General features: G+C 36.2%; 21 protein-coding genes and 1 pseudogene. 6 read left to right on the top strand and 16 right to left on the bottom strand.

Annotated elements, in window-relative coordinates:
* Positions 1 to 81: pseudogene (locus tag MJG50_RS17395) on the top strand (transposase); the annotation flags it as partial.
* A gap of 367 nt (positions 82 to 448) precedes the next feature.
* Here MJG50_RS17395 and MJG50_RS17390 read toward each other — a convergent pair.
* The 7 genes from MJG50_RS17390 to MJG50_RS17360 form a co-directional block, all read right to left on the bottom strand.
* Positions 449 to 2,563: an MMPL family transporter gene (locus MJG50_RS17390; protein WP_240257031.1), complete on the bottom strand. Its 2,115-nt coding sequence runs from the start codon at positions 2,561 to 2,563 to the stop codon at positions 449 to 451.
* A gap of 116 nt (positions 2,564 to 2,679) precedes the next feature.
* On the bottom strand, positions 2,680 to 3,255 hold the full coding sequence (locus tag MJG50_RS17385; RefSeq protein ID WP_240257030.1) for a TetR/AcrR family transcriptional regulator: 576 nt from the start codon (positions 3,253 to 3,255) through the stop codon (positions 2,680 to 2,682).
* Positions 3,256 to 3,344: 89 nt separating this feature from the next.
* Positions 3,345 to 4,289, bottom strand: a complete 945-nt coding sequence (gene yhaM / locus MJG50_RS17380) for a 3'-5' exoribonuclease YhaM (protein ID WP_240257029.1) — start codon at positions 4,287 to 4,289, stop codon at positions 3,345 to 3,347.
* Between the two features lie 60 nt (positions 4,290 to 4,349).
* Entirely contained in the window at positions 4,350 to 7,343 is a 2,994-nt protein-coding gene (locus MJG50_RS17375) for an ATP-binding protein (RefSeq protein WP_240257028.1), read from the bottom strand.
* Entirely contained in the window at positions 7,340 to 8,572 is a 1,233-nt protein-coding gene (locus tag MJG50_RS17370; RefSeq protein ID WP_240257027.1) for a metallophosphoesterase family protein, read from the bottom strand. The genes MJG50_RS17375 and MJG50_RS17370 overlap by 4 nt, the downstream gene beginning before the upstream one ends.
* A 128-nt stretch (positions 8,573 to 8,700) precedes the next feature.
* Positions 8,701 to 9,954 carry an ABC transporter permease gene (locus MJG50_RS17365; RefSeq protein WP_240257026.1) on the bottom strand — a complete coding sequence of 418 codons (1,254 nt, stop codon included), beginning with the start codon at positions 9,952 to 9,954 and terminating at the stop codon, positions 8,701 to 8,703.
* A complete protein-coding gene (locus MJG50_RS17360; protein ID WP_240257025.1) occupies positions 9,947 to 10,846 on the bottom strand; it encodes an ABC transporter ATP-binding protein in 900 nt (299 codons plus the stop codon). Before MJG50_RS17360 ends, MJG50_RS17365 begins: the two co-directional genes overlap by 8 nt.
* 166 nt (positions 10,847 to 11,012) lie before the next feature.
* Here MJG50_RS17360 and MJG50_RS17355 point away from each other — a divergent pair, with 166 nt between their 5' ends.
* Entirely contained in the window at positions 11,013 to 11,195 is a 183-nt protein-coding gene (locus MJG50_RS17355) for a YhzD family protein (protein WP_240257024.1), read from the top strand.
* A 28-nt stretch (positions 11,196 to 11,223) separates the two neighbouring features.
* Here the strand turns inward: MJG50_RS17355 and MJG50_RS17350 are convergent, their stop codons facing one another.
* The 9 genes from MJG50_RS17350 to MJG50_RS17310 form a co-directional block, all read right to left on the bottom strand.
* Positions 11,224 to 12,003, bottom strand: coding sequence for an enoyl-CoA hydratase (locus MJG50_RS17350; protein ID WP_240257023.1), 780 nt, complete (start codon positions 12,001 to 12,003; stop codon positions 11,224 to 11,226).
* 242 nt (positions 12,004 to 12,245) lie between these two features.
* A complete protein-coding gene (locus tag MJG50_RS17345) occupies positions 12,246 to 13,865 on the bottom strand; it encodes a long-chain fatty acid--CoA ligase (protein WP_240257022.1) in 1,620 nt (539 codons plus the stop codon).
* 15 nt (positions 13,866 to 13,880) lie between these two features.
* The gene (locus MJG50_RS17340; protein ID WP_240257021.1) at positions 13,881 to 14,054 is read right to left on the bottom strand and encodes a hypothetical protein; all 174 of its coding nucleotides are present in this window, start codon (positions 14,052 to 14,054) and stop codon (positions 13,881 to 13,883) included.
* Positions 14,055 to 14,277: 223 nt separating this feature from the next.
* Positions 14,278 to 15,417, bottom strand: coding sequence for an acyl-CoA dehydrogenase family protein (locus tag MJG50_RS17335; RefSeq protein WP_240257020.1), 1,140 nt, complete (start codon positions 15,415 to 15,417; stop codon positions 14,278 to 14,280).
* 15 nt (positions 15,418 to 15,432) lie between these two features.
* Positions 15,433 to 16,998, bottom strand: coding sequence for a fatty acid--CoA ligase (locus tag MJG50_RS17330; protein WP_240257019.1), 1,566 nt, complete (start codon positions 16,996 to 16,998; stop codon positions 15,433 to 15,435).
* 159 nt (positions 16,999 to 17,157) lie between these two features.
* Entirely contained in the window at positions 17,158 to 18,675 is a 1,518-nt protein-coding gene (locus tag MJG50_RS17325) for a coproporphyrinogen III oxidase (RefSeq protein ID WP_240257018.1), read from the bottom strand.
* Positions 18,676 to 19,155: 480 nt separating this feature from the next.
* Complete coding sequence (locus MJG50_RS17320; protein WP_240257017.1) at positions 19,156 to 20,019, bottom strand: Cof-type HAD-IIB family hydrolase; 864 nt, start codon at positions 20,017 to 20,019, stop codon at positions 19,156 to 19,158.
* 105 nt (positions 20,020 to 20,124) lie between these two features.
* Positions 20,125 to 20,481, bottom strand: coding sequence for a YlbF/YmcA family competence regulator (locus MJG50_RS17315; RefSeq protein WP_240257016.1), 357 nt, complete (start codon positions 20,479 to 20,481; stop codon positions 20,125 to 20,127).
* Between the two features lie 92 nt (positions 20,482 to 20,573).
* Entirely contained in the window at positions 20,574 to 21,710 is a 1,137-nt protein-coding gene (locus tag MJG50_RS17310) for a DUF445 domain-containing protein (RefSeq protein WP_240257015.1), read from the bottom strand.
* A gap of 237 nt (positions 21,711 to 21,947) precedes the next feature.
* Here MJG50_RS17310 and MJG50_RS17305 point away from each other — a divergent pair, with 237 nt between their 5' ends.
* Genes MJG50_RS17305 through MJG50_RS17290 form a run of 4 tightly spaced genes read left to right on the top strand, consistent with a single transcriptional unit; the run spans position 21,948 to position 26,953 of the window.
* A complete protein-coding gene (locus MJG50_RS17305; protein WP_240257014.1) occupies positions 21,948 to 23,318 on the top strand; it encodes a YheC/YheD family endospore coat-associated protein in 1,371 nt (456 codons plus the stop codon).
* A complete protein-coding gene (locus MJG50_RS17300) occupies positions 23,315 to 24,391 on the top strand; it encodes a YheC/YheD family endospore coat-associated protein (protein ID WP_240257013.1) in 1,077 nt (358 codons plus the stop codon). The genes MJG50_RS17305 and MJG50_RS17300 overlap by 4 nt, the downstream gene beginning before the upstream one ends.
* Positions 24,392 to 24,410: 19 nt before the next feature.
* Positions 24,411 to 25,769, top strand: coding sequence for a YheC/YheD family endospore coat-associated protein (locus MJG50_RS17295; protein ID WP_240257012.1), 1,359 nt, complete (start codon positions 24,411 to 24,413; stop codon positions 25,767 to 25,769).
* Entirely contained in the window at positions 25,766 to 26,953 is a 1,188-nt protein-coding gene (locus MJG50_RS17290) for a YheC/YheD family endospore coat-associated protein (RefSeq protein ID WP_240257011.1), read from the top strand. The genes MJG50_RS17295 and MJG50_RS17290 overlap by 4 nt, the downstream gene beginning before the upstream one ends.
* The last annotated feature ends 5 nt before the right edge of the window (positions 26,954 to 26,958 follow it).

Here is a 26,958-nt window from a genome sequence, read left to right as displayed (position 1 = left end):
AAGATGATCTTCATACAATACATATTTGGTATACGTTCCATGCGTCAAACCATAAGAGAAATTGAAACAAATATGGCATATATAAAATACACGAAAAAAATTAGCAAATTGGACTTGGCAATCTGCTTGAAAGTGCTCAACTAGTTGATTGGAGCGGCAGGTGTTTGACTCCTCGAAAATGCTATGCATTTTCTTCGTGCGATGCTTACGCTGCCGTTGCCTTCCTTGTCCTGGGGGATTAGCGTTACAGGCGAGACCCCGCAGAAGCGGGAGCGCCGAGGAGGCTCGGCGAACGCCCCCCGGAAAGCAAACACCTGGAGCGGAAATCAACGTATTTTAATCGCAATTCCATCCCAAATTGACAAAAGACACCGAAAGGGAGTCCTCTCGATGCCTTTTGTCGACAATCTGAAACGGTAGTCCAATGACTACCGTTTTTTACGCAATACTATTTTGATGATTCAACCTCGGGTTTTTTATCCTTTTCAAATAAAACAATTAATGAAGGTAGTAATATCCCTCGAATTAGGAATGTATCCATTAATATTCCAACAGCTACGATGAATCCAAATACAAATAAAATTTCAACAGGCTGTGTCATTAATACAGCAAAGGTGGCTCCAAGCAGAATTCCTGCTGATGAAATGACACCACCAGTACTTGAAACAGCTATTTCTACCGCCTTTTTCACAGAATGCTTCCTTCGCTCTTCCTGGAATCTCGAAATTAAAATAATATTATAATCGATTCCAAGTGCAACTAAAAATACAAACGAATAGAGTGGTACACGATTACTTATTGAATCAATGTCAAAGAATAGATTGCTTAAAAACATTCCTAAGCCAACTGCTGCTAGAAATGAAATTAAGATTGTTCCCAACATATAGATTGGCATTTTAGCTGATTTTGTAAGAATAATTAACATTAGAAATATCAATATTGATTCTAATAACACAATCAGGATCAGATCCCGATTATTAATTGAGCGATCATCGACTTTCATCGCTGTTTCACCAGCAAAATATAGATCACCATTAAGGTTATTGTTAGAAACAATTTTATCTGCATGATCGATCAACTTATCCATTGCATCCATTGACTTAACCGAATAAGGACTCTCTTCAAACGTCAGACTATATTTCACTACTTTATCGTCATCTGCAGTTCCACTCATCCGAACAGTACTTACAAGCTCTTCATTCTCAAGGGAACTTCTCAATTGCTCTTGCTCATCAGTAGTAATTGTTTCTTTTGATTCAAACAACACCGTTGTTGGTGCAAGATCACCTTTATGAAATTCCTTTTCTAGTATTTCATACCCTTGTCTTGATGGCATATCATCTGGAAAAGACTTCATCGTATCAAACCCATACTTTAAATTAAACATATTACTAGCAGATACCAACAGAATAACACCAATTACTACAACAGATAAAATTGGTTTTTTTACAACAAAACGGCCAATTTTGCTCCAAATTGAACTAGTCTTAATGGTTGGATCCCCTACATGAGGAACTTTTGGCCAAAATGATTTTCTTCCAAATAGAGTAAATAATGCTGGAACAAGTGTTATTGAAGCCGCCATAATAACTACCATTGTCGTACCAAAAGTAGGCGCAAAGTTTCGATAGTCTCCAAATTGTGCAAAGAATAAAACTAGCATTGCCGCTAAAACTGTTCCACCTGAAAAGAATACAGGTAAGCCAGTTTCTCTCATTGCATGTTTCATTGCATCATACTTATTATCATAATGCTTTAACTCTTCTCTGAAACGGGAGAACACAAATAATGAGTAATCAATAACTGCTGCAAATAGAAGGATTGTCATAATCGAAAGGGTCTGATTATTCATTACTAATCCAGCTTTACCCATTAATCCGAGCACTTGATATACAACTTCATACACGAATACTGCTGCAAGTAATGGAATTAATGCAAGCAATGGTGAACGGTAAATAACGATTAATAATACGAGTATTAGACCAACTGTTGAAAAAAGTAATACAAGGTCTGCTCTTGAAAATAGATCCAATGTATCAGTAGCAATACCTGCAGGTCCTGTTACATACAATTTCAGATCTGATTCTTTTTTGACGAGAGCTTGTATTTTTTCTTTTGAATCCCTTATTTCTTTATTCTCAAGAGAGGATTCAAAGGTCAATGGTATAACGACAGTTTTTTGATCATCAGAGAAAAAGCCAGCTGTTGCTTGTGGTGGTAATGAGGCTAAAGGTATGATATCTTTTATTCCTTTTATATTTTCCTCATTTATTTTTTCCAGAATCGTTGCAATTTCCGTTAACTCAACCTCATCTTTAGTGGATTGAAAAACAAGAATCGCTGGAATTGCATCTTCATCTTTAAAGTATTCATCTACCTTATTTTGAGCAATTGTAGATTTTGCATCATCAGGAATTGAATCAATACTTGAAACCTCATAGTCCTTTGCACTCGGGGCAAAAACTGCTAATAACATGGTAATCAATAGCCAAGTTCCAAGCGTAATCCACATGCCTTTTTTCGTTGTTACTCGGTCAGTAATCTTATTAATTATTGACTTCATTTTTTATATCTCCTCACTGCTAAAACATTTTTAATGACACCAATGTCACTTTACGTAATATATAAATAAACACTATTGCCACTTAAATTATCTTTCAAAGTGACGTGTGTGTCAATTTATATATTTGTGAACATTCCATGACTTATAATTTCCTTGATAGATTGAATCCATTCTGATTGTGGTACACCGGAATGATTAGGAATAGCAATTGTTTGAAAGATCATACCTAAAATTAATCCATCAGGAATCGTTGGCTTTAAAAGTCTTTCATCTCTTCCTAACTGAATAAATGCCCCCAGTTGAGTATACATATCTAAATGAAGTTGATCGAGTGTAGCTCTGTTCGCTTTTACCTTTTCATTACTGTCTATTGGAATATGACGTGCAATTCCAATCATTTGAGGAACTTCATGATGCATTAATATAAAATCTAACAGGAAATCAAATTGAGAAGTAAATCCTCGATATTCATGTATGACTTTTAAATTAGTTAAAAACTGCTTCATTTCATAAATCATATAATCAGTAATTAACTCATCGCGATTTTCATAATATTTGTACAGGGTACCTCTTGCCACATTTAATCGATCAGCTAAAAGGCTAAAAGTAAATCCTTCATAACCATTTTGAAGTAGAAGTTGCTTTGTTTCTTGAAATAATTCATCCGTAGAAAATTTACGCTCTCGTGCCATTTTGTTCACCTCAATACGTATTATATATAAATTTACCATGAAAACAAGAAAACTCGAACGATTGATGAAATCGTTCGAGGTATGAGGTATTAATTCTGAAAGGTTGGTTTATAAAAACTTCGGTTATCTAGAGCAAATACGCGGTCAGAGAATTCTCCAGGCTTTACCCGTTCTAATGCACGATCAAGCATATTCATTTTTGCATCTAGATTGTCGATATAATGAAGAATTTCGGCCTCTTTAATCATTGGCGGTTTCGGACTCCCCCATTCTGCCTTTCCGTGGTGGGAGAGCACAATATGCTGGAGTACTGTTATTTCCTCACCTTCAATCCCAAGCTCTTTTGCTGCTTGTCCAATTTCATTCACCATAATTGAAATATGACCTAATAGGTTTCCTTCAATGGTATAACTTGTTGAGACTGGTCCAGATAATTCAGTAACCTTGCCGAGGTCATGAAGGATGATGCCACTGTATAATAGATCAGTATCCAATGATGGATATAGCGTTGCAAGCGATTTTGCCAAGTCGAGCATCGAAACGACATGATAAGCAAGACCTGATATAAATTCATGATGATTCTTCGTTGCAGCAGGATACTCAAAAAATGAGTGCTGATGTTTTTTTAATAAATGCCTTGTGATCCTCTGAATATTTGAGTTCTTCATATCAAAAATATATTGATTAATTTTATCAGCCATTACGTCCTTTTTAATGGGGGCAACTGTTAGAAAATCTGATAACTGCACTCCGTCTAAATCCGTCGCTGGTCTAATCGTGCGGATTTTTAACTGATTTTTTCCACGGTAGCTATTAACATCACCTAAGATTTTGACAATATTTTGGGCAGCATATGATGTTTCATCCTCTGGTGTTGCATCCCATAATTTTGCTTCAATCTCACCACTTTGATCTTGTAAGATCAGGGTTAAAAATGGCTTTCCATTACTAGCAATCCCTTTTGAAGCTGATTTGACTAATAAAAAAATATCTACTTGATTCCCTACCTCGTAATGGACAATCCCTTTTACCATTGTTCATTCCCCCTGAAATAAAATGATAGTATCGAAATTATAACATAGATAACTAGTATTCTAAGTCAAAAAATATGGCTCCACGCTTTGAAATTTATCTACCATGTGTTGATGGCAAGTAAATAGCAATACTTGATGATCTTTTGAAACTTCCTCTAATAATTGGATAGTTTGATCTAATCGTAAAGAATCAAAATTTACGAAACTATCATCGATAATAAATGGATACTTTTGGTTTGGGTGCATGGTACCAGCTAATGCAAATCGTAAAGCAATGTATAATTGTTCTGCCGTTGCCTGACTCAATTCATTTGGCTTATAACGTACTCCATTTTTCCCTTCAACAAGAAACCCATCATCTTCATTTGCTGGAAAAATCCTAACATACTTCCCATCTGTAAGAAGGTGATAGTATTTTTCAGCTTGATTCAAAACCATCGGAAGCCGTTCCTTACGATATTTCTCAACCGACCCTGTCAAAAGATCCTTGGCCACCGCATATACTGCCCATTGTTTTGCATATTCACGAGCAATTGATTTTTTACCTTCAAAGGAATGCAGCAGTTCTGAGTATGTGCCCCCTTCCTCAAGTTCTTCTATTCTAAGCTTAATTTCCGATAATTGCAGTTGACATTCCTTTTCCTGCAATGCAAGCTGTTCAAGTCTTGTTGTTCCTTCTTCTATCATCATTTGGTAATTTTGATGAACCTGACATTTCTCAACTATTTCCCCGTAACGATCTAACTGTGCTCTTAAAATACTCATCTTCTTTTTGATATCTTTCGCATGATCAGAAGCATGGCCTTTTGCGCGGAATTCATCTTCAGTTGCGACTTCTGCTTGATTCCATAACAAGATGCATTCTTTTCTGAGATGTTCTACTTCCAATTCCAAATGTGTGATTCTTTCTGATACCTCTTCAATCTTTCTTTCAAATTGTAAAACTTGTTCTTGTTTATGTTTTTCTTCGAGAAGCCTAGACACGACAGTATCTATCGCTAAAAACGGATCGTCAATGACTATCTTAAGATGACTACATATATTTTGTACTTTGTTCTGATATTGTTTGACCTCATCTTCGAGCATTTGAATTTCAATACCGTTACGTTCCTTTTGTTGAATTTTCCCTTTTAATCCTTCTAGCAATTGATAAGCATCTAGTAAAAGCTCATTTGATATATCAAGTGGTAGCTTGTATTTCTTTTTTAGTACTTTTGACTTCTCATTGACTTCAAAACTACTACTTTCCCATTCTTCATAGCTTACCAATACCTTCTCATATAATTGTTCATATTGTTTGTATGAGGCTTTTTCAACTTCTAGACGCTGTCTAATTTGTTGATCCTTCATCAGAGATACGGTAGCATCATGATTGTTCGTTCCTTTTACACTTGAAAGCTGTTCATCCAAACTGGCTAACCTTTTTAGTAAATGTAATTTATCCTTTTTCAACTCTTGGATGAAGTTTGTTTCGGCTTGAGAGCCAATCAATTTTGCAATCGGCAATAGTAATAGCATTAAAAAAATTGATAATATACCGAACAGCCACTCGGCTATTACAATCGCATAAACAGCAGCAGATAGGAGGGCTATCCCAATGATACCAAATAGGATATTAATCTTGCGTTTACGACCCTTAACTTGCTTCGTAAGTGAATCCATTTTTTTGTCGATTCTACTCATTTCATCATTAAGAAATCTTTTTTCCTTTTCGATTTCACTCTTCTCTTTTTCTAATTCAATGAATTCTTCTAGAGTATTTCTCTCACTTTCTGGCAGAACCTGTTTCTCTAATTCATTAATGATTGCTTCACAATTTTCAATTGCATCTTTAGCCCTATTAAAATTTTCATCTAGAAATTCCTTTCGCTGTTTGGAACGTTCTACTTCAGAAACTACAGTTGAGAACATTTCTTTTGCAGATATGCTTGTATCAAATGACAGAATTTCATCTTCTTTAATTTCAATACGCAAAAGCTCTTTTTGTTTTTGAACTTCGTCTTTTAATTGTTGATGTGAATCCTTTGCAGCCTGTAGTCTGTACTGCTTTTCCTCAAACATTCCTTTTTTTGAGCTCAACCCAATAATCGTAGTTTCATAGGTTAGGAATTCTGAATCTAGATTAATAGCAGCATGACCTTTCTGCCACTCATTTCTTTGGGTAGTTAATGCTGATAATTGCGCCTCATATGGCTTTAATTGTGCTTGCAATTGATCTAATTTATGCAAGCCATCCTCAGGGAAAGGCTCAAAAGCTGGCAATTGATTGATTTGAATTGCTAAAAGCTCATATTCAGAAAGAATAGGTTGTATTGATTGAAAACGCTCGCTATCTCTTATTTGTACTTGATATGAATTTTTTTGAAATTCATTTTCTGTTAATTTTTTCTCAAGATTAAGCTGTTGCTCAAGTAAAAATTGGTAGGAATTATTCTTCTCCTGCCACCTCATGAGCTGGCTATGATCTTCCTTCAAATCTATTAACTCGGCATTTAAAAGAGGCTTTTTTCCATTTGGTTTGAATAATGCTTCTTTTTCCTTTGTTAACTTTTGCTGTAAGGACATGAGGGCATCCGTTCCGATTACACCCGAAGAAAAAAGGAATCTACCTAAATCCTCACTTTTCAAGTGCTGTACCCCTTGAAGGCCATGGATATCAAAGGAATAAATGCTTTGAAAGAACTTCTTGTCCATACCGTTGACGAGCTTAGATAGAAACCCCTCCCCTTCGGTCATTCCATTAGGTAAATAAATCGTTACATCTCCTGTTGACTTTCCCGGAATCCGTTCGATGATAATTGTCCCATGTTCTTCAGTTAGGACAATTAGTTTACCACCGTACTTCATCCCTCTTTTTGGTATATATCTTTGCTCTTGTTGAAGCTTAGTTGGAAATCCAAATAAAATACTATGAATAAAAGACATCAACGTTGATTTACCAGCCTCATTTTTACCATAAATCACTTGTATATTCGATGAAAAGTTGCTAATTTCTAAGTTCTCTAGCTTCCCATAACCATATACATGTAGTCCAATAATTTTCAGCGTGCTCACCCCCGCTTCGTTTTATAAATTTCTTGTAAAATATAGTTTTCAGCATCTGTTAAGATTTCCGCTAATTCTTCCTTTGAGAAGCCAGCTAAAAACTTTCGAGCTCCTGAGTGGAGATGTAGAGGTGATAGAGCCTCATCAAACCCTTGATATCTATCAATACTTTCAAGTAGATCTCCTACAAAATGGGATTCTTGTTTTAGCTTGCTACGATCAATTAGGAGCTGACTTTTTATTTTTATCAAACAAATATAAATAAAATTCTCATCCTCTATTTCCTCATTTAATACAGCTAATAAATCATCCATCAAGCCTTTATCTAAAAGCTGATTATGTAATATACTTCCCCCTGTAAATTCTATTGTTAACAATATACCTTGCTGATCTCTACGTAATTCTTCTATTCTTTTAAAACAGTGATCTAGTAACTGATCATAGGTAGTTATTTGCGAAATATCGATTTGAGAATATTCCCAAATAATTTCTGCAGTTGGGATAAACGTATAGGAAACTCCCGAATTGGATAGTTTTACAAGATATCCCCCTTTTTCACCCATCTCCTTACGATGCCTTCCCTGAATATTTCCTGGGTAAACAATCAATGGATTCTCAGATAAAATCTGGCGTTTGTGAATATGACCAAGTGCCCAATAATCAAAGCCCTTATGTTGAAGATCCCTTATGGAAAATGGGGCATAGCGACTATGTTCATTTTCACCTTCCATACTTCCATGTAAGAGACCGATATGAAATGGTGGTCCCTCTTGTTTTAAGTATGATGAGGTTTTATTTTCGACGACAGCTTTTGTCAAATAGCTAAAACCATATAAATTAGCTAGGACTTCGCCATTTTTTACAAAGGTCTTTACCTCCACATTTGAGCTTGAAAAGACATGGACATTCGATGGCCACTCAAAGTGTGGCCAGCTACCGCCTAAATGATCATGATTACCGTGAATGAGATATACCGATATGTGATGTTTCTGTAAGCGTTCCATTTCTTTACGGAACCTGGATTGCGCCCGCAAGCTACGATCTTCACCGTCAAATAAATCTCCTGAAATAACAACAAAATCAACCTTATTCTCAATCGCAACATTGATTAATTTCGAAAAAGAAATAAAAGTACTTTCCTGTAGTCTCTTATATAATCTTGATGGCAGCTTTTGTAGCCCGACAAATGGGCTATCCAAATGTAAATCAGCAATATGTAAAAAAGTGAGTGACAACATCACAACTTTCCTTCCTAATCAATTAGTATCTCTATTCTACCACCTCTAAAATACGAATGCACGTTCTTGGTTGGAGGAAATTAATAAAAAAACACGTACCCTCTTAAAGAGTACGTGTTTCACTATTTCTATTTCTCATTTTTCGTAAGCTGTAATGCTTTTTTAATATCTTTGAATGAAGAGGATTTCCCGTACATGAGAACACCGCCACGGTATACACGAGCCCCAAAAATAGCTAATAATACAATTGTTAATACGAGTATTCCAATACTCAATCCAATTTCCCATGCTGGAATGGTCAGCATCCCAACACGTAAAAACATGATCATTGGTGTAAAGAATGGAATAAAGGATGTAACCTTAATAAATGATGCTTCAGGAGTACTTAATCCAAACATTGCAATCATGAAAGCTGCAATGATTAACATTGTCATCGGTGTAATCATTTGTTGGACATCCTCGATTCTACTTACTAATGATCCTAGGAATGCCGCTAATGTTGCGAATAAAAAATAGCCTAATATAAAGAACACAACTGCATATACAAAAGTAGATACAGGGAGACTGTCAAATCCAATGGCTTCAAAAATGCCGCCTTCAGTCTTACTCATGCTTTGTTTTATAGAAACAAAACCAATGCCTACAATAACTACAACCTGTGTCAAACTAAGTAATGCAATTCCTAGTATTTTCCCGAACATCTGCTTAATCGGTGAGACACTTGAAATTAATATTTCCATAACTCGTGATGATTTCTCAGTCGCTACTTCCATCGCAATCATGCTTGCATACATAATTACCGCAAAATAAATAAAGAATAATAAAATATATACTAAAACACGTGCTTGATTCAACTCATCTTCAGTTTTCGCATTCTCAGATAATGCAACTTTATCAAAGGTAACTGGTGCATACAGCTCTGTAATTTGTTCTGGGCTTAGCCCCGCTTTTTCAGTTGCAATCGCGACCTTTAATTGCTGTAATGCTTGTTCAAGCTGTCCATATACATCTGAGTCTGTAATTGATGGTGCCTTATATACCCCTTGTGGTAGACCTTCTTCACTTTCAGATAAAACAAGGATACCTTCATATTCACCCTCATCTACTTTGTTCTCTGCATCATCTTTTGTACCTTCAAATTTTTTGATTTGTAATTCAGAAGACATTGTAGAAAAAGTCTGTTCAAATGGAGCATATAGTTGACCAGTCTCATCGATTACCGCAATATTTTTAACTTCGTCTTTATCAAATGCTTTAATAATTGTTTCAATATTTGTAAGCCCTAGTACAAGAAGTGCAGTAATAATCGTTGTGATGATAAATGATTTTGTTTTTAATTTTGATAAATACGTATGGAATAAAATGATCCAAAACTTATTCATAAGAAGCACCTACCTTTTCGATAAAAATATCATTAAGTGAAGGCTCTTCTAATACAAATTTCCGAACAAATCCTTTTCCGCTTATGGACTCGAGGATTTTCTGCGATATTGCTTCACTTTCAACCTGCAGATGCAATCCTTCCGCAGTATTTTTCGATTTTGTCACACCGGGAATATCCTTTAGATGACTTAGATCAAAATCAGCATGAACGATTACATTTTTCTTTCCAAAAGAACGTTTTATTTCCTTTAGTGACCCATGAACAACCGGCTTTCCATGGTGCATAATACATAAATGCTCACACAATTCCTCTACATGCTCCATCCTATGGCTTGAGAACACGATAGATGTTCCATTATTTTTCAAATCAAGAACAGCCTCTTTAAGAAGTTCTACATTCACCGGATCAAGGCCACTAAATGGCTCATCAAGAATAAGAAGCTGAGGTTTGTGAATGACAGATGCGATAAATTGGATTTTTTGTTGATTCCCTTTTGATAATTCCTCTACTTTTTTTGTAGCATATTCCGGCACTTTGAACCGTTCTAACCAATAATCAACTTGCTTTAAGATTTCTTGCTTTTCCATTCCCCTTAATCTAGCAAGATACACAAGCTGTTCCCGTACCTTCATTTTAGGGTACAACCCTCTCTCTTCAGGTAAATATCCAACAAGATGACTCGTGCTATAATCTATTTTTTTACCATCCCATAAAATACTTCCATCAGTAGCGTCTAGTAATCCAAGGATCATTCGAAAAGTTGTTGTTTTTCCCGCTCCATTCGCCCCTAAAAACCCGAACATTTCTCGTTCAGGAATTTCAATTGATAAATTATCGACAGCAGTAAAATTCCCAAAGCGTTTCGTCACATTTTGTAATTGTAATGACATTTGTATTCCTCCCTTGCCACTTCTTAATACGAAATTCCTCTTAGAAAGTTTCAATTTTTTCACCAACTAATCATAACATATCCAATCTATTTTTTTATTGCATGAAAATTCCCAATCAACTACACTTTAACTATCATTAGAATTTTTTACAAAAGGGGAATTGAACATGAATTATGTATTAACTGTTTTTGATAAAAGCGGCGAAAAACTTTTAGAGGAATCTTTTGAAGCCGCTACAGAAAAAGAGGCAAAAGAAGTTGGAGAAGCAAAGCTAAAAGAAAAGGACTTCTTAGAAGCTACCCACCGTTGCACAAGTTCTGCAGGAAAACTCGTGTTGTTTCATCGATAAAAGGTTACCGAAAACGGTAACCTTTTTATTATCTGCCTACATAATTTGGTTGTCGCTTTTCCAAAAATGCACTGATTCCTTCTTGATGGTCAGCAGTTCTTCTCATAGCTTGTTGTCCTTGCTTCTCTAATTCTAGTATTTTTTCTAATTCTGGCAAGCTGGACTGAGCTAAAATTAACTTTGTTTGCACCATTGCTTTTACCGGTTTCTTTAACCAATTGCTTACTTTTTTAAGAACTGCACCTTGAAGGTCTTCCCTAACAACCTCATCAATTAGCCCCAATGTCAATGCTTCATCTGCAGACATTTGCTTCCCATCCCAAATAACCTGCTTCGCCTTTGATTCACCTAATCTCTTTTGCATGAAGAAATGGCCTCCACCATCTGGAATAAGGCCAATGCCAATGAAGTTCATTGCTAATACAGAATGTGTATCTGCAATGATATAATCTGCCGCTAATGCGAAGCTAAGACCTAGGCCGGCTGCCGGTCCATGGATTGCACTAATTACCAGTTTTGGCATCGTGTACAAAGTCGTCATCATTTCTGAAATCGTTTCCATTATTGGTGAAAAAGCACTTTCATCCGAGGAACTAAGCATTGATTTAATGTCACCGCCTGCTGAAAAACCACGTCCACTCCCTGATAATATCAAAATATCAATTTCATCATTTACTGCTACTTCCTTTAATTTTTGAACAAGCTCTTTTAACATATCAACGTCCATCGCATTTAATACTTGTGGTCGATTCAATGTTAGATGTGCAATCCTATTATCCATATGTAAAAATACTGTTTCAGTTGTCATTATCCAACCTCCTAATCGTTTCTGCTATTATTATACAATTATATCAAAATAATAGATATAATTTTCGGATTATTTAAGCCACCCCATTTTTCAATAGGGTGGCTAATGATGATTAATTTATCCCGCATTAACTGGCAGTAAAATCCCCACTTCAAAGCTTAAGTGGGGGATAACTGCCAGTAAAAGCCCGATTGGTTCAACTATCAATCAGTAGGGGATAGAACCCCCTTCTGATTGAAGTTTCACTTTATCTCTGTTAGATGTTCCTTTAATTTTTCGCGTAATGCCATCTTGAGGAACTTTCCAACAGATGTTTTTGGAATTTCATCAAGGAATACAATATCATCAGGCAGCCACCATTTTGCAAATTGTGGTTTTAAGAACTCATACAGATCCTCTTTTTGCAGATTATCTTTGGCAGCATCCTTTAAAACAACACAAGCAACTGGGCGTTCCTGCCATCTTTCATGTGGAACAGCCACAACTGCAGCTTCAAATACACCCTCATGAGCCATTAATGCATTTTCAATATCAACTGATGAAATCCATTCGCCACCACTCTTAATTAAGTCCTTTGTACGATCAACAATTTTTATATTACCTTCTTCATCAACGGTTACCACATCACCAGTGTGTAGCCACCCATCTCTAAATGCATCGTTCGTACGCTCATCCCGATAATATTCATCCGCAATCCAGTTACCTCTTAGTAATAATTCGCCCATTTCCTTTCCATCCCAAGACACTTCTCCATCTTTTCCAACGACCTTCATCTCGACTCCTGGCACAAGTCCTCCTTGTTTTGAGCGGATTTCAAGTTGTTCTTCAGTAGATAAATCCTGTTGATAGCTTTTTAACCTAGATACGGAAACGAGTGGAGTTGTTTCTGTCATCCCATATGCATGGATAAAAGGTATTTTATATTTTGTTTCAAATGCCTTTATCATTCCCTTTGGTGCAGCTGAACCTCCACATAAAATTCGGTTAACACTGCTAGTATCATAGTTACCTTGTTCTAATTCATTTAGAAGTCCAAGCCAAATTGTCGGTACTCCAGCTGTAGTTGTTACTCTTTGTGATTCAATAAGCTCTGCAAGAACTTTCGGGGTAAAATATGGACCTGGCATGACTTGTGTCGTTCCAAACCATGTTGCTGCAAAAGGAAGTCCCCAAGCATTAACATGGAACATCGGAACAACCGGCATTGCAATATCGCTTTCCGACAGACCAGCATTATCAGCTAATCCTAAGGCCATACTGTGTAATACCATTCCGCGATGTGAATATACGACTCCCTTTGGATTGCCTGTTGTTGCTGACGTATAACACATTCCAACTGGGTCATTTTCATCTAGATCTTTCTCAAACTCAAAATCCGGGTTTCCTTCTTCTAATAATTTTTCATAGTGATAGACTGGCTCCAAAGTTGTTTCTGGTAACTCCTCTTTATCTGTCATGATCACAAAAGCCTGAACAGCTGGTAATTTATCCTTTACAGCTTCAATAAGAGGTAGAATATCCTCATCAATTAGCAATACCTTATCTTCAGAGTGGTTGATAATGTATACTACATGGGCAAGTGCTAAGCGAATGTTAATTGTATGTAGCACTGCGCCGATACCAGGTATTGCAAAATAAGCCTCTAGATGACGGTGATGATTCCACGCTAATGTCCCAACACGCTCACCTTTTTGTACACCTAATTTTTGGAGTGCACTTGAGAGCCTCCTTGTCCTTTCACCGATTTCCTTGTAGGTGTGTGTAACGATTCCGGTTGACGTTCTTGAAATAACCGTTTTCTTTGGAAAATATTTTTCCGCGCGCTCGAGCATTGATGAGACAAGTAATGGTACATTCATCATTTTAAATTCCCCCAATTAATTAATTTTTGAAATAAAAGTACAGTTGCTCGTATTTCCCCCTTTACGAGATGTTTCTTGCATATGCCCCCCAACACCTGCTTTTAACCTCGTGGTGGTGATTCGGTTATTTGCACCACTGGACTTTCCACCTTCATCCTTTTTTGGTGGTGATCCTGGCTTTTGCACCACCATTTTTTCCACCTTTATCCTTTTCCAGTGGTGATTCGGCTATTTACACCACCATTTTTCCACCTTTACCCTTTTTCAGTGGTGATTCGAGTTTTTGCACCACTTGAGTTTCCACCTTTATCCTTTTCCAGTGGTGATTCGGCTATTTGCACCACCTGAGTTTCCACCTTTACCCTTTTTCAGTGGTGATTCGAGTTTTTGCACCACTTGTTTTACCCTTTTCTCAAAGCCCCATATTCTTTACAATAATCGTCTTCATAATTTCATTTGTTCCTGCGTAAATCGCTGAAACTGGAACATCGCGGTATCTTCTTGCAATCTCATATTCCTCCATATAGCCATAGCCACCATGGAGCTGCATACTTTCGGATGCAACCTTTTTCGCCATATCTGTAAGCCACCATTTTGCCATTGAGACCTTCGTTACGACATCCTTACCTTCAATATGTTGCTCAATTAAATCATCTAAGAAAGTCCGACCTATCTCAATCTCTGTTGCCATTTCAGCAAGACGAAATTGTACAGTTTGAAACTGACTGATTGATTTCCCAAAAGCCTGCCTTTCCTTAACATACTTAATTGCTAGCTTTAGCATCACCTCAGCTGCTGTTTGAGCGGAAATACAAACGAGCAATCGTTCTTGTTGCAGCTGCTTCATTAAGTAATAAAAGCCCTCTCCTTCCTTTCCTAATAAATTTTCCACAGGAACCTTTGCATCCTCAAATATTAATTCTGCGGTGTCCTGTGCATGCAAACCGATTTTTTCTAGCTTTCTTCCTCTTGAAAAACCGGGCGTGTCCCTTTCTATCATTAGTAAACTAATTCCTTTATGTCTTTCCTTTGGATTCGTTTTGCATACAACTAATATCAAGTCTGCATGGATCCCATTTGTTATAAAAGTCTTTTGACCATTTACAATATAATGGTCGCCATCTTTTACAGCTGTTGTGCCAATTCCCGCGAGATCTGAACCTGCACCAGGCTCGGTCATCGCAATTGCGGTAATGTACTCACTAGAAATACATTTTGGCAGCCATCTTTTCTTTTGTTCTTCTGTCCCATATTCATTTATATATGGAACAACAATATCATTATGAAGGCCTATACCGATTAGACTTGTGCCTACCTTTTCAAGTTCTTCATTAATGACGACAGAATAGCCGAAGTCAGTATTTAAGCCTCCAAATTTTTCATCAACCCAAGGACAAAGGAAGCCATTATCCCCCATTTTTGCCCAAAATGATCTTGGAATGATGCCAGTATCTTCCCAATCATTAAAATATGGATATGCTTCTTTATCTAAAAATTTTCGAAAAGCGTCACGAAAAATATGATGCTCCTCCTGTAAGTACCTTGCTGTCATCGGGAATCCTCCTATTTATTTTACATTTGCTGAATCAGGGCTAAATTGCTGCCTCAAGAGGAATTTTTGTATTTTTCCGCTTGCATTACGCGGAAGCTGATCAGCGAAAATATATTTTCTAGGCCGTTTATAATTTGCTAGTTTTTCATTATTTTTACAGAATACTTCTAGCTCATCTGCAGTAAGCGCTGGATCTTTTTTAACAACAACCGCAACTACCATTTCTCCCCATTTTTCATGTGGTTCTCCCAAAACAGCAACATCTAGAATTCCAGCATGCTCATACAATACATCCTCTACTTCACGTGGGTAGACATTCTCACCACCGCTAATGACCATATCATCAACCCTATCGGCAACAAACAAATAGCCATCCTCGTCTAAATAACCTAAATCCCCAGAATGATACCAACCTTTATACAATGCTTTCTCAGTCTCTTCTTCTCGATTAAAATAACCAATCATTGTGCTTGGTCCCTGAACAATTATTTCACCAACTTCAAATGGTGGTAATAAATCCTCTGGATCTGATGGTCCATCCTCATTTGGTCGAACGACACGAATTTCATGATTAAAGCATGCTTTTCCAGCAGAACCTGCCTTTGTTAATTGTTCATCCTCAAATTGGAATGTAATTGCCGGACCCATCTCGGTCATTCCATAAGCTTGAATAAGATCGGTACCTAATTTTTCCTTACACGCTTTTACTAATACAGGTGCCATTGGTGCGGCGCCATATAAGCCGAGTCTTAAAGTTGAAATATTATATTGTTCTAAATTCTCTTGAAGGAGCATATTCCACATTGTTGGAGCACCAAAGAACTCGCTAATCTTCTCATCCTCGATTACTTGTAAAACCTGTTTCGGCTCAAAATGATGGACAATAATATTACTGGCACCGACATGTACACGAGGTAGAAAACAACAATGAAGCTCAGCACAATGAAACATTGGTGCCATTACAAGACCACGGTCATTTGGAGTTAATCGTTTTGCCGCGATACAAGTAATGCTTTGCTCAACCATATCGCGGTGTCGATGCATAACTCCTTTCGCCTTTCCAGTCGTACCACTCGTGTACATGATTGCATATACATCATTTTCAGAAACATCTACTTTGGGTGATTTCGTTGAAGTGTGTTCGATACGCTCATAGTAGTTATCAGCATAGGTTGGGGTGTCATTTTCGATATACCAAAAAGAAGTTTGTGGAAAATCTTCTGCAATTGCAGCAATATTAGGCTCAAGCATTTTCTCAAATATGAATACTTTTGGACTTGCATCATTTATGATATATGCAATCTCCTGTGATTTAAGCCGGAAATTAATTGGATTTAAAATGACGCCTATTTTTGCACATGCAAAATAGGTTGTTGCTAATTCACTATTATTAAATAAATATGTAGAAACCCGGTCACCTTTTTTGACACCTGATGAAATGAAGGCATTTGCCAATTTGTTAACTTCATTGTTCCATTGTTCATAAGTCCACCGAAGCCCTTTTGTTACATCAACCAACGCCTCCTTTTTTGGGTATTTCGACACAGTCTGCTCGAATAGCCTGCCAATACTAACATACATTCGGTTACCTCCTATCGCTTTAGGAAAACGCTTACAGAATTAAAATATTAAAAATGTACTCTGTTAACTTTATATGGGACTAATAGTAGATTAATTCTCCATTTATAATGAAATATCCTGTTAAATTTCAAAATTTTCTAAATAAAAAAACTCCCATTCCTAAGATTGAGAGTTTGTAGTCGTGAAAAGCTCGTCTAAAATTTTTATTTTCTTTTCTGTATAATCAATAAAGCTATCATTATACGATTTTGGATCTTTCGGATTTGCAAAATGATTAATTTTCCCAGTCTGGTGATCAATGAACTTACTTGCAGCGCCACAGCCAAGGCCGATTATTGTTTGTTGCTCTTCCATAATCATGATGTTATAAATGCTTTCTTGTCCTGGGAATGCGTAGCCCACATTCTCTAAATTCCCTAGAATATTTTTCATTCGGTATAAATAATACGGGACGTAGCCATGCTCTTTCGTCCATGTGGATGCATTATTCATCATTTGTGTAATTTCTTCACGGTCGGCAACCTTGTACTTATCTTTGTTTTTTGTCATTTCAGATGCACGTTTAAAAGAAAGGGTATGGACGGTTAATGATTCAGGCATCAGTTTTTCAGTTTCGGATAGAGTGTAATCAAATTCTTCAATACCTTCGCCCGGTAATCCAATAATTAAATCCATATTTATATTATTCATGCCCATTTGGCGTGCAAGATGGAATTTATCAATCGTTTCTTCAACCGTATGATGACGTCCGATTGCTTTCAATGTTGCCTGGATATATGATTGTGGATTAATACTAATCCGGTCAATATTCCACTTTTTCAATACATCAAGCTTTTCAGGTGTGATTGTGTCTGGACGACCTGCTTCTACTGTAATTTCTCGGATATTTTCAACATCAGGAAATGACTGAACCATTTCTTCATACAACAAATCCATCTCTTCAGCAGTGATGCTTGTTGGAGTTCCCCCTCCATAATAGACAGTTGTAATTTTAACTTGATTGTCTTTTAACCAGCGGCCAATTTCCCGCATTTCATAATGGAGTCCACCTAGAAAAGAATCGACTGACCCTTGTTTTCCATTAATTGCATAAGCTGGAAATGTACAATACGCACATTTCGTTGGGCAAAATGGGATGCCTATATAAATACTAACTTCATTTTGAAGATCATATAAATCAGGTACCATTGCTAGCTGACGGTCAACAATATGCTGCATGAGGTCAATTTTATCATCAGTGATTAAGTAATCTTCTTTTAATTGCTTATGCGCATCTTGTTGCGAGATGCCCTCGTGCAGTTTTTTATGGAGTAGTTTCGTCGGTCGAATTCCTGTGAGTACTCCCCAAGGCTGGATCATTCCTGTTAATTCTTCTAGAACCTTAACATAGACAAATGTAGCAGAACGTTTTACTTGAATGAAACGTTTCTTTTCATTTTCGAATGGAGGAAAATCCTTAGCATAGTTCGCTTCATATGTTTTTCCGGTTGTCACTTCGATTAGCTTTGCATTTGAGGAGATGTTGTTTCCATCTTGTTTGCAAATAAGCTCTATTATTAAGCTGGGATCCTCTAAAGCTGTAATTGATATTTCACTTTCTTCATAAAAAAGATTTGTTATTAATTGTAGGGGTCGAATAAATCGTTCGTCCTCTATTCCTCTAAATAAAATACGCATTTTTTGTTCACCTTTTCTAAAATTAGCTTATTTTAGTGTACAGAATAAAGGTTTTTTTATCAATATGAATAAAAAAGGTAATATTTTTCAGGAAATTTGATTAACTTGCAAAATGCTGTGGGGTAGATCGCTAAATCTTCTGCGAAAATGCGGACTGGTAAGCAAGATATGTGCAATTCACTGGATTTATGCGCATTTGCATAGATATATGTGCGCTCAGCTAAATATTTGCACGTTCACAGGGGTATTTGCGCGCTCATTCAAATATTTGCTCGCTCACGCAGGTATTTGCACGTTCTCACGGATATATGCGCGCTCACTCGGATATTTGCACGTTCTCTCAGATATTTGCTCGCTCACGCAGGTATTTGCATGTTCTCACGGATATATGCGCGCTCACTCGGATATATGCACGCACTCTCAAATATTTCTCTCGCTCAAGAAAAAACCCACAATCAAAAATTGTGGGACCCAAATCATCTATTTCTCAATTTTAATTTGCTTTAAAAATTCAATTCGTTGTTGTTTTCTAAAATGCTCCTTAATCATATAGGAGACACCGTTCATATTATTAGAACGTGTGACCCAGTCTGCTGCAAATTTCACTTCTTTTGGTGCGTTCCACATGGCTACACCTAATCCTGCAGCTGCAATCATCTCGATATCATCTGGAGAATCACCAATGGCTACTGTTTTCTGCAGTGGGATGTCTAGATGATACGCCAGTGCTCTAAGTCCATTTAGCTTTGAAACACCAACTGGAACAATTTCAAGCTTTTTCCCATCTACAGCCTCAATTCGAATTCCTTCAAAATGGTCCTTTAACGTATCCTCCACATGTCGGAGCTCACTCTCATTTTGACAGAACACTTCAATCTTAGGCGGAGCAACGGGGTTATCTCGGAGTGAATCCCCTAATGAATCAACAAATTGCATTGGATAAAAAAGTGGATCACCTGAACCAAATACAGCTTTCGCCATTAAATTCCCCGGGAATTTCATTCGATTTCCTATTGAGAACTTCTCATGTAATAAGCGAATATTACATTTGTAATTTTCAAGTACTTGAACGATATTAAATGTTTTTTCCTCTGAAATTCGTCGTTCAAACATTGGTTCTTCAAGAGTTGAGCTAACAAATGCACCATTATGTGTAATGAGTAATGAATCTAGCTTTAATGCTTTCGCAATCTTCTTTGCTGATGGAAAATTCCTTCTTGTAACAAGAGTTACATATACTCCCTTATTCCGGACAAAATCAATTGCTTCCTTCGTACCAGCTTGCAACCGACCATTTGGACGTAATAATGTTCCATCAATATTTATTGCAAGTAACCTATACATAGTTGGATCCTCCTTCTAGGTGTTGCGTTCCTATATATATGGTTATGAATTAACGAAAGGCAATAGAACAAATAAAAACCCTACATTTCTGTAGAGTTTCATAGCTTACTTTTCAGTCATCGGACCATATAGTTCTTCTAATGGCTTCATAATAATTTGGTTTAATTCACCAATGATCATACTCATTCGTTGTTCTGCTTCCATTAATTTAGTAATTTTATCATGTTGTTGAACAAGTGCAACTTGTTGTTGTGCTTGCATAACTTCTTCCTCTGAAATATCCTCGCCCATCATTTGTTTTTGCTGAAGCCCCAATTGGATATCACGAAATTTCTCGAACATATTTTTAGCTTGTTCATCATTATTAACTTCAGCGTACATTTGCTTTAAATTTCTAAATTCTTCACTTTCTCTTATCGCCTTTTCTACACTATATGCAACATCGTATAAATTTACAGTCATCACATATCCTCCTTCATTCTTTTAATATTCATACAAAAAGATACCTTTCCACTATACCAAACTATTCCAGAAAATTCTTCTCTAGACGTAAGTCAATTCATAAACAAAGCGATTACGCCTTGAAATACCCCAATAATTCCTCCAAGCAATGCACCTAAATAGGTGATCATTTTAAATTCACGTTTAGAAATTGAAAGGATCATTTCCTCTAGTCGGTCTACAGAAAAAGTCTCTACTTGGTTCTTGACAATATCAGCTAGATGAAGACGCTCCATCATCTTTTCAACTCGGTTAGCTAGCATTTCTCCAGCTAATAAAATAACTTTTGGAATTCCCTCGTTAATTAGTCTATCTTTAAATGGTTGTAAAAGTGAATAAACTGGCCTCTCAAAATATGTACTAATCGGTAATAGATTTCTAGTCTGTTTTTTTACAATTGAAAGAATTTTATCTGAGCCAATTAATTCCTCAACCTTTCCAAATTCCCATGCTTTAACCTTATTCCATTCTTTATCGATTAATGATACTAAAAGCTCTCTTGTTCCAGGATTGCTTAAAAACTTTATAATCTCTGGTTGTACCTTGTCTACCATGCTTGAATTTCCTAAAAACATTTGAACCATGTTTCCAAGCATCCCACGGGTCGCCAGAAAATCATCAATCATTTTTCCTAATCGACGTTTTCCTTCTTCACTTTCAAAATAATCAATTCCTTTATCTGCAATATAATTTGCAATATCAGGAAATTTCATTTCAATTTTTTCTATTAGCCCAACAGGTAGAACCTCTCCAATTTCTTTCGTACGAAATTTATTACTTAACTCAACAAATTTCTTCTCAATAAAAGTTAGGATTTTTTCTTCTGTCTTACGATCAAGATTTTGTACTCCAAAAAATTCAGCAACTTGGATTATATTTTTATCAGAAGCTAATAGTCTCTCCGCTTCTTCCTTTGCCCATGTCTCCATCCCGTTAACAAAGCTCTCGTCCCGAAGCTTTTTCTTGATGCTTTCGGGTGTTAACAAATGCTCCACAACAAGTTTTCCCATCTGTCTAGCTAACTCGTCTCGGCGTTTCGGAATTAAACCTGGTGTAAAAGGAAGCCTCTTCCCACCAATATAGATTGCTTTATAAGGGTGAAATAACATTTTAATCGCCAAATGATTTGTTACTCCCCCAATAATTGCACCAATCACAACCATAAACAGTATTAATATTAATCCTTCCATATACATCACCTTTCAAATTTCAAGATTCCGCTCACAGATTTTTATGTATTATCATACGATACTCATATCAGCATTAGCCCAATTAGAAATGCGTAAGGCGCCTGGAGCTAGACAATTAGAAATGCGCAAGCCGCCTTATCCTTAGGCGCTGGAGCTAGATATTTAATAACATCTATATGCTTTTCACTTTATCCATTATAGAGCTTGTCTTTCAAGTTACGCAAATGGGGTTATCATATGACAGAGAAAATTGTAATTGAGATTATACCTGTTCCTGATGAACAGTTAACAAATAAAGAAATAAAAATAAGTGAAAATATCGTGCAGCGTTTGTCACTTCAAACCCAAAAATATATCGAACTATTTTGTAGTAGGAATAGTGCACTAGTTGAAATCGTATCTATAAAAGAGAGTGAAGATATTATATACGGCTCTCATTCCCTTTTAGGCAGCCTGAATCTTCCAATTGAAGAAATTACTTTATCAATTCAAAAAATAGCTAAAGATAAAATTTCAATTGGACCAATTGTATGTGTCCTAACCGAGATTCATGAAAAAGAGAATAAAATTTCCTTTGGCTCCATCGATGAGTTTTGTGCCGAAATGGCAATTTATTCACATCAAGTGGGAGTATTGTTTTATGTTACCTCATTAAAAACCTTTAAAGAAAATAGTGGCTATCTATTCATTAATTCTGTGTGGACAAAGACAGTTGTTCCTTACCCTGAGGTCGTTCACAATCGCATTCATTCAAGAAAGAAGGAACAATCAAATCAATTTATATCCTTCACAGATCAATTGAATGAACATCATATTCCCATTTTTAATGATCATTTTTTAAATAAATGGGAGGTTCATGAAATTCTCCAAGCCAATGATCACTTACTACCTTACCTACCTGACACCCACCTTTTAACAAATAAAAATAGCTTATATGAAATGATTGAAAGACATGAGTGTATTTTTGTCAAACCTGTTCATGGTAGTCAAGGCAGACATATTATTCGAATTAGAAAAAAGAATAACCACACTTATTTTTTAGATTACACATCATTTTCTGGTGACTTAGAGACCGTCTACCCTAGTATTAATTCTTTATTTCAATCATTGAAATCACGCTTCATCCAAAAAACCTTTATTATTCAAGAATGCTTACAACTCCTATTATACGATGAAAAACCATTAGATTTTAGATTTCTTTGTCAAAAGCAGAAACATGATAAATGGGAAATTACATCAGCCGTAACAAGAGTTTCCTCCAAAGGCCAATTTGTTTCAAATATTGCACGAGGAGGAGAAATAAGGAAGATAAATGAAGTATTACATGCCAATTTTGATATACAAAAAATTCCACATATAAAAAAAATGATGCAGGAGTTATCACTGGAGATTGCATCAATTATCGATATCTCATCAAATGGTTATTTCGCGGAGCTTGGAATTGATCTTGCACTTGATGAAAATGGGAAACCCGCTATTATCGAAGTCAATACAAAGCCTTCCAAAAATATGGAACAAGAAAAGGTTCCAGGAAAAATCCGGCCTAGTGCGAAGGCAATTATTCATCATTGTATTTTCTTGGCTACAAGAAAGGAGAGTTCAACATGATCTCATTTGGTTTTATTAGCTTATACCCTCATCAGGAGAATTTGCATGCAACTGAAATTGCTAAGCGTGCACAGCAATTTCAAATTCAGATGTATCGTTTTACGCCAACATCAATCCAGCCTACTACTGAACAAGTCCGTGGAGAAGTCTTCAATCAGCAAACACAAGAATGGCAGAAAGCACTTTTTGAGATTCCAACTTATTTATATGATCGATGCTTCTATAGTAATAATGATCATTCAAAAAAAAGTAAACCGATTATGAGCTGGCTTAAAAAACGACCAACATGCTATTTTTTAGGCCACGGGCTTCCTAATAAATGGGATATTTTCCAAGCATTAAAAAAGGATTCAATACTTAGTCCATATGTCCCCGTTACTGAGCGAGCCACAAGTAGTGGAAAGGTTATTCGAAAATTAAAGAAAGAGCAGCAACTCATCCTTAAGCCAGAATTAGGTTCGATGGGAAAAGGGATATTCCGCCTTTTTCTACACAAAAACTTTGTTGAAACAACTTATACAGAAAATCAGAAAGTACTAAAAAAACAGTATTCTAATAGAAGTGATCTAACAAAGTGGCTTGATCATTTATTTTCATCTCAAAATTATCTATTCCAACCATACCTACCATTACAGGATGAAAGTAAAAGACCATTTGACATTCGTATTTTAGTACAGAAAAATCAGCAGGGGCATTGGCAGGAAGCTGGCAGAGGTATTAGACGTGGACTCCCAGATCAAATTATTTCAAATATTGGTAGTGGCGGTGAAATCCTATCATTTGATAATTGGATTTCGGCATTACCGAAAGATCAACAATTATTATTAGTTGAAAATATTGAGTCCATTATTAACAGGCTACCCGCCGTACTTGAAGATGCATTTCATCCATTGTTTGAATTAGGGGTTGATTTAGGGATGGCAGACGATGGCTCTGTATGGATTCTGGATTCAAATTCAAAACCTGGAAGGAAAGTGATTTTAAAAACTTCCCCTAACTATCATGATGATATTTATTCTGCACCATTACGTTACTGCAAGTACTTGGAGAATAAGTTAAATATTAATATTTGAAATAAAGGAGTTGTATGACGTGATAGCACCTCTTTCCCTTACAATTCTACCGGATGAGGTAGGAACTATATATATACCTGCAACAATTGAATCCAACTCCACGATTCAATCTGTTGCATTTGGAGCTTCATCAATTAAATGTAAAGTCGTACATCAAGAAATTGAAGAGATTAAAATGACAGAGGATATTTTTCACGAGTTAAAAATACCGTACACTAATAATACACAAATTTTCCTTCATGACGATACATTATACCTCGGTCCTTTGGTCGGTATTTTCACAGCAGGATTCAGTGAGTCAACCATACGACCAATTGGTGAAAGATCACTATTTTTCGCAAAGCTTCTTGCTGCTGAAAAAGCAGTAGGTGCGTTTGTTTTCATATTTGGGGCCCAACATATCGATTGGGAAAAAGGAATTATTCAAGGATTCTTCTACCATAAATATGGCTGGGAACAGATAGAAGTTCCATTTCCAAATGTTATATATGATCGCCTTCCTAACCGAAGAACTGAAAGTCTCCGTTCATTACAAAAAATTAAGCAAAGACTGAATGATGAATATTTAATTCCATGGTTTAACCCTGGTTTTTTCAATAAATGGGAAATCCATCAGATACTAAAAAGTGAACATCAAGTATCTGACTTTTTACCTGAAACACATAAAAATCCTTCATTCTCATTAATTGAGCAAATGCTTGCTAAATATCATCATGTATACTTAAAACCTGCAAATGGAAGTCTTGGATTGGGGATTTATCAAATTCTCTATAGTCGAGAAGATGAAGCATATTATTGTAGGTATCGGGATGACAAAGATGTAAACCGGCTTCAAAAATTTTCAACTCTAGAAGCTCTTATCAATACTCTTTTCCAAAAAAGACGCTTAGATACTTACATTGTTCAACAAGGAATCACACTTATTCGACTGAACCATAAGTCGGTAGATTTTCGTGTTCATACGAATAAAGATCAAAATGGGAATTGGCAGGTTAGTGTAATTGCCGCCAAAATCTCTGGTCGTGGTAGTGTAACAACACATCTGAATAATGGTGGGGTAGTAAGGACCGTAGATGAAATTTTCCAAGACAGTTCAGAATGTCAACGAATTACAAAATCACTTGAAGATACAGTACTGACGTTAAGTGAAGTCATCGATACGAAGCAAGAAGGGAATATTGGAGAAATTGGTTTTGACATTGGTATTGATAAAAATGGGAAGGTATGGTTATTTGAGGCGAATTCAAAGCCTGGACGATCTATCTTTGCACATCCAAAATTAAAAAAATATGACACATTGTCAAATCAATTATCATTAAAATATGCGGTCCATTTAACAGAGAAAACAATTAAAAATCCACAGGATGTTTACAAATGATAACGATATATTATGATACTCAAACAAAAAATTGGTTTCATCGTGATTCATTAACTACCTACACTTTTGGGAAAAAACAGCAAACCATAGACTATTTTGGGAGCAATCATACACATTTGCTCCCTTTTCATCTTGCTAACAATGAAAAAAAAGTAGGTCCCCTTGTTGCGATACTTACTGGGGATTCTACTAATGAAAATGCCTTTTTGGGAAATATAAGAAATTTGCAGCGCCTTCTAACATCCCTTCAAACGAAAGGAGCTCTCGGTGTCGTTATTACTCCCTCATCTATTAATAAAGATTACATGGATGGCTTTGTTTTTTACACTCCACTTAAAAGTTGGATAAAGTTAAAAATCCCCATTCCTGACATAGTCTATAATCGAATACCGTATCGTCAAATTGAAAAAACAGATGATTACATTGAGACCATTCAGTATCTGAAGGACAATGATGTACCCTATTTTAACCCTTCTTTTTTTTCAAAATGGACTACTTACGAAGTTCTTATAAAAAATGAATTCCTTTCTACTTTTCTGCCCTACACAAGCTTATTCAGTGGGAGAGATCATCTTCTTGAAATGCTCTCCAACTATCAAAATATCTATATAAAATCTTCCACTGGTCATAAAGGGATTGGGGTATATCAACTTAAAGTTGATAAATATGCTTTTTCCATCCAATCCTCTAAAATCAATCAAACCTTCCAAACATTTGATCAGTTCTGGAAAGAATTTGAAAGTGTTTTTTCAAATGATAAATTCATCCTTCAAGAAGGAATTTCATCTGATACTTTTAATAGCAAACGTTATGATCTTAGGCTGCTATGCCACTTTCAAATTGATTCATATGTAATCAGCGGTATAGGAGTGAGAGTAGCTGGTGATCAAGAAGTGACGACCCATGTACCAAACGGTGGGAAAATTATTGCCTTTAATGAGATAAAGAACCGAATTAATATCAATCTTTTAAAAATGATTGTAGATGAAATTGGGAAGACTCTTTCGATTGAAACCGAAGAATTCATTGGTGAATTTTCAGTAGATATTGGTAGAACAGAAGCTGATACCTATTTTATCTATGAAGTAAACTCAAAACCAATGGTATTTGATGAACCTGATATTAAAGATCAGGGACTTGAAAATTTGACCAAACTCCTTATAATGAAGGCATATACAACCTAGGGGGC

The sequence above is a fragment of the Fredinandcohnia quinoae genome (genome assembly GCF_022427965.1).
GTDB classification, from domain to species: Bacteria; Bacillota; Bacilli; order Bacillales; family Bacillaceae_L; genus Ferdinandcohnia; species Ferdinandcohnia quinoae.
This window is presented reverse-complemented; position numbering and strand designations above follow the sequence as displayed.

Bases quoted from the DNA above. Each gene is read 5' to 3' on its own strand.
- MJG50_RS17390 (WP_240257031.1), bottom strand. From the start codon at position 2,563: ATGAAGTCAATAATTAATAAGATTACTGACCGAGTAACAACGAAAAAA.
- MJG50_RS17385 (WP_240257030.1), bottom strand. From the start codon at position 3,255: ATGGCACGAGAGCGTAAATTTTCTACGGATGAATTATTTCAAGAAACA.
- yhaM (WP_240257029.1), bottom strand. From the start codon at position 4,289: ATGGTAAAAGGGATTGTCCATTACGAGGTAGGGAATCAAGTAGATATT.
- MJG50_RS17370 (WP_240257027.1), bottom strand. From the start codon at position 8,572: ATGTTGTCACTCACTTTTTTACATATTGCTGATTTACATTTGGATAGC.
- MJG50_RS17365 (WP_240257026.1), bottom strand. From the start codon at position 9,954: ATGAATAAGTTTTGGATCATTTTATTCCATACGTATTTATCAAAATTA.
- MJG50_RS17360 (WP_240257025.1), bottom strand. From the start codon at position 10,846: ATGTCATTACAATTACAAAATGTGACGAAACGCTTTGGGAATTTTACT.
- MJG50_RS17355 (WP_240257024.1), top strand. From the start codon at position 11,013: ATGAATTATGTATTAACTGTTTTTGATAAAAGCGGCGAAAAACTTTTA.
- MJG50_RS17350 (WP_240257023.1), bottom strand. From the start codon at position 12,003: ATGACAACTGAAACAGTATTTTTACATATGGATAATAGGATTGCACAT.
- MJG50_RS17345 (WP_240257022.1), bottom strand. From the start codon at position 13,865: ATGATGAATGTACCATTACTTGTCTCATCAATGCTCGAGCGCGCGGAA.
- MJG50_RS17335 (WP_240257020.1), bottom strand. From the start codon at position 15,417: ATGACAGCAAGGTACTTACAGGAGGAGCATCATATTTTTCGTGACGCT.
- MJG50_RS17330 (WP_240257019.1), bottom strand. From the start codon at position 16,998: ATGTATGTTAGTATTGGCAGGCTATTCGAGCAGACTGTGTCGAAATAC.
- MJG50_RS17325 (WP_240257018.1), bottom strand. From the start codon at position 18,675: ATGCGTATTTTATTTAGAGGAATAGAGGACGAACGATTTATTCGACCC.
- MJG50_RS17320 (WP_240257017.1), bottom strand. From the start codon at position 20,019: ATGTATAGGTTACTTGCAATAAATATTGATGGAACATTATTACGTCCA.
- MJG50_RS17315 (WP_240257016.1), bottom strand. From the start codon at position 20,481: ATGACTGTAAATTTATACGATGTTGCATATAGTGTAGAAAAGGCGATA.
- MJG50_RS17310 (WP_240257015.1), bottom strand. From the start codon at position 21,710: ATGGAAGGATTAATATTAATACTGTTTATGGTTGTGATTGGTGCAATT.
- MJG50_RS17305 (WP_240257014.1), top strand. From the start codon at position 21,948: ATGACAGAGAAAATTGTAATTGAGATTATACCTGTTCCTGATGAACAG.
- MJG50_RS17300 (WP_240257013.1), top strand. From the start codon at position 23,315: ATGATCTCATTTGGTTTTATTAGCTTATACCCTCATCAGGAGAATTTG.
- MJG50_RS17290 (WP_240257011.1), top strand. From the start codon at position 25,766: ATGATAACGATATATTATGATACTCAAACAAAAAATTGGTTTCATCGT.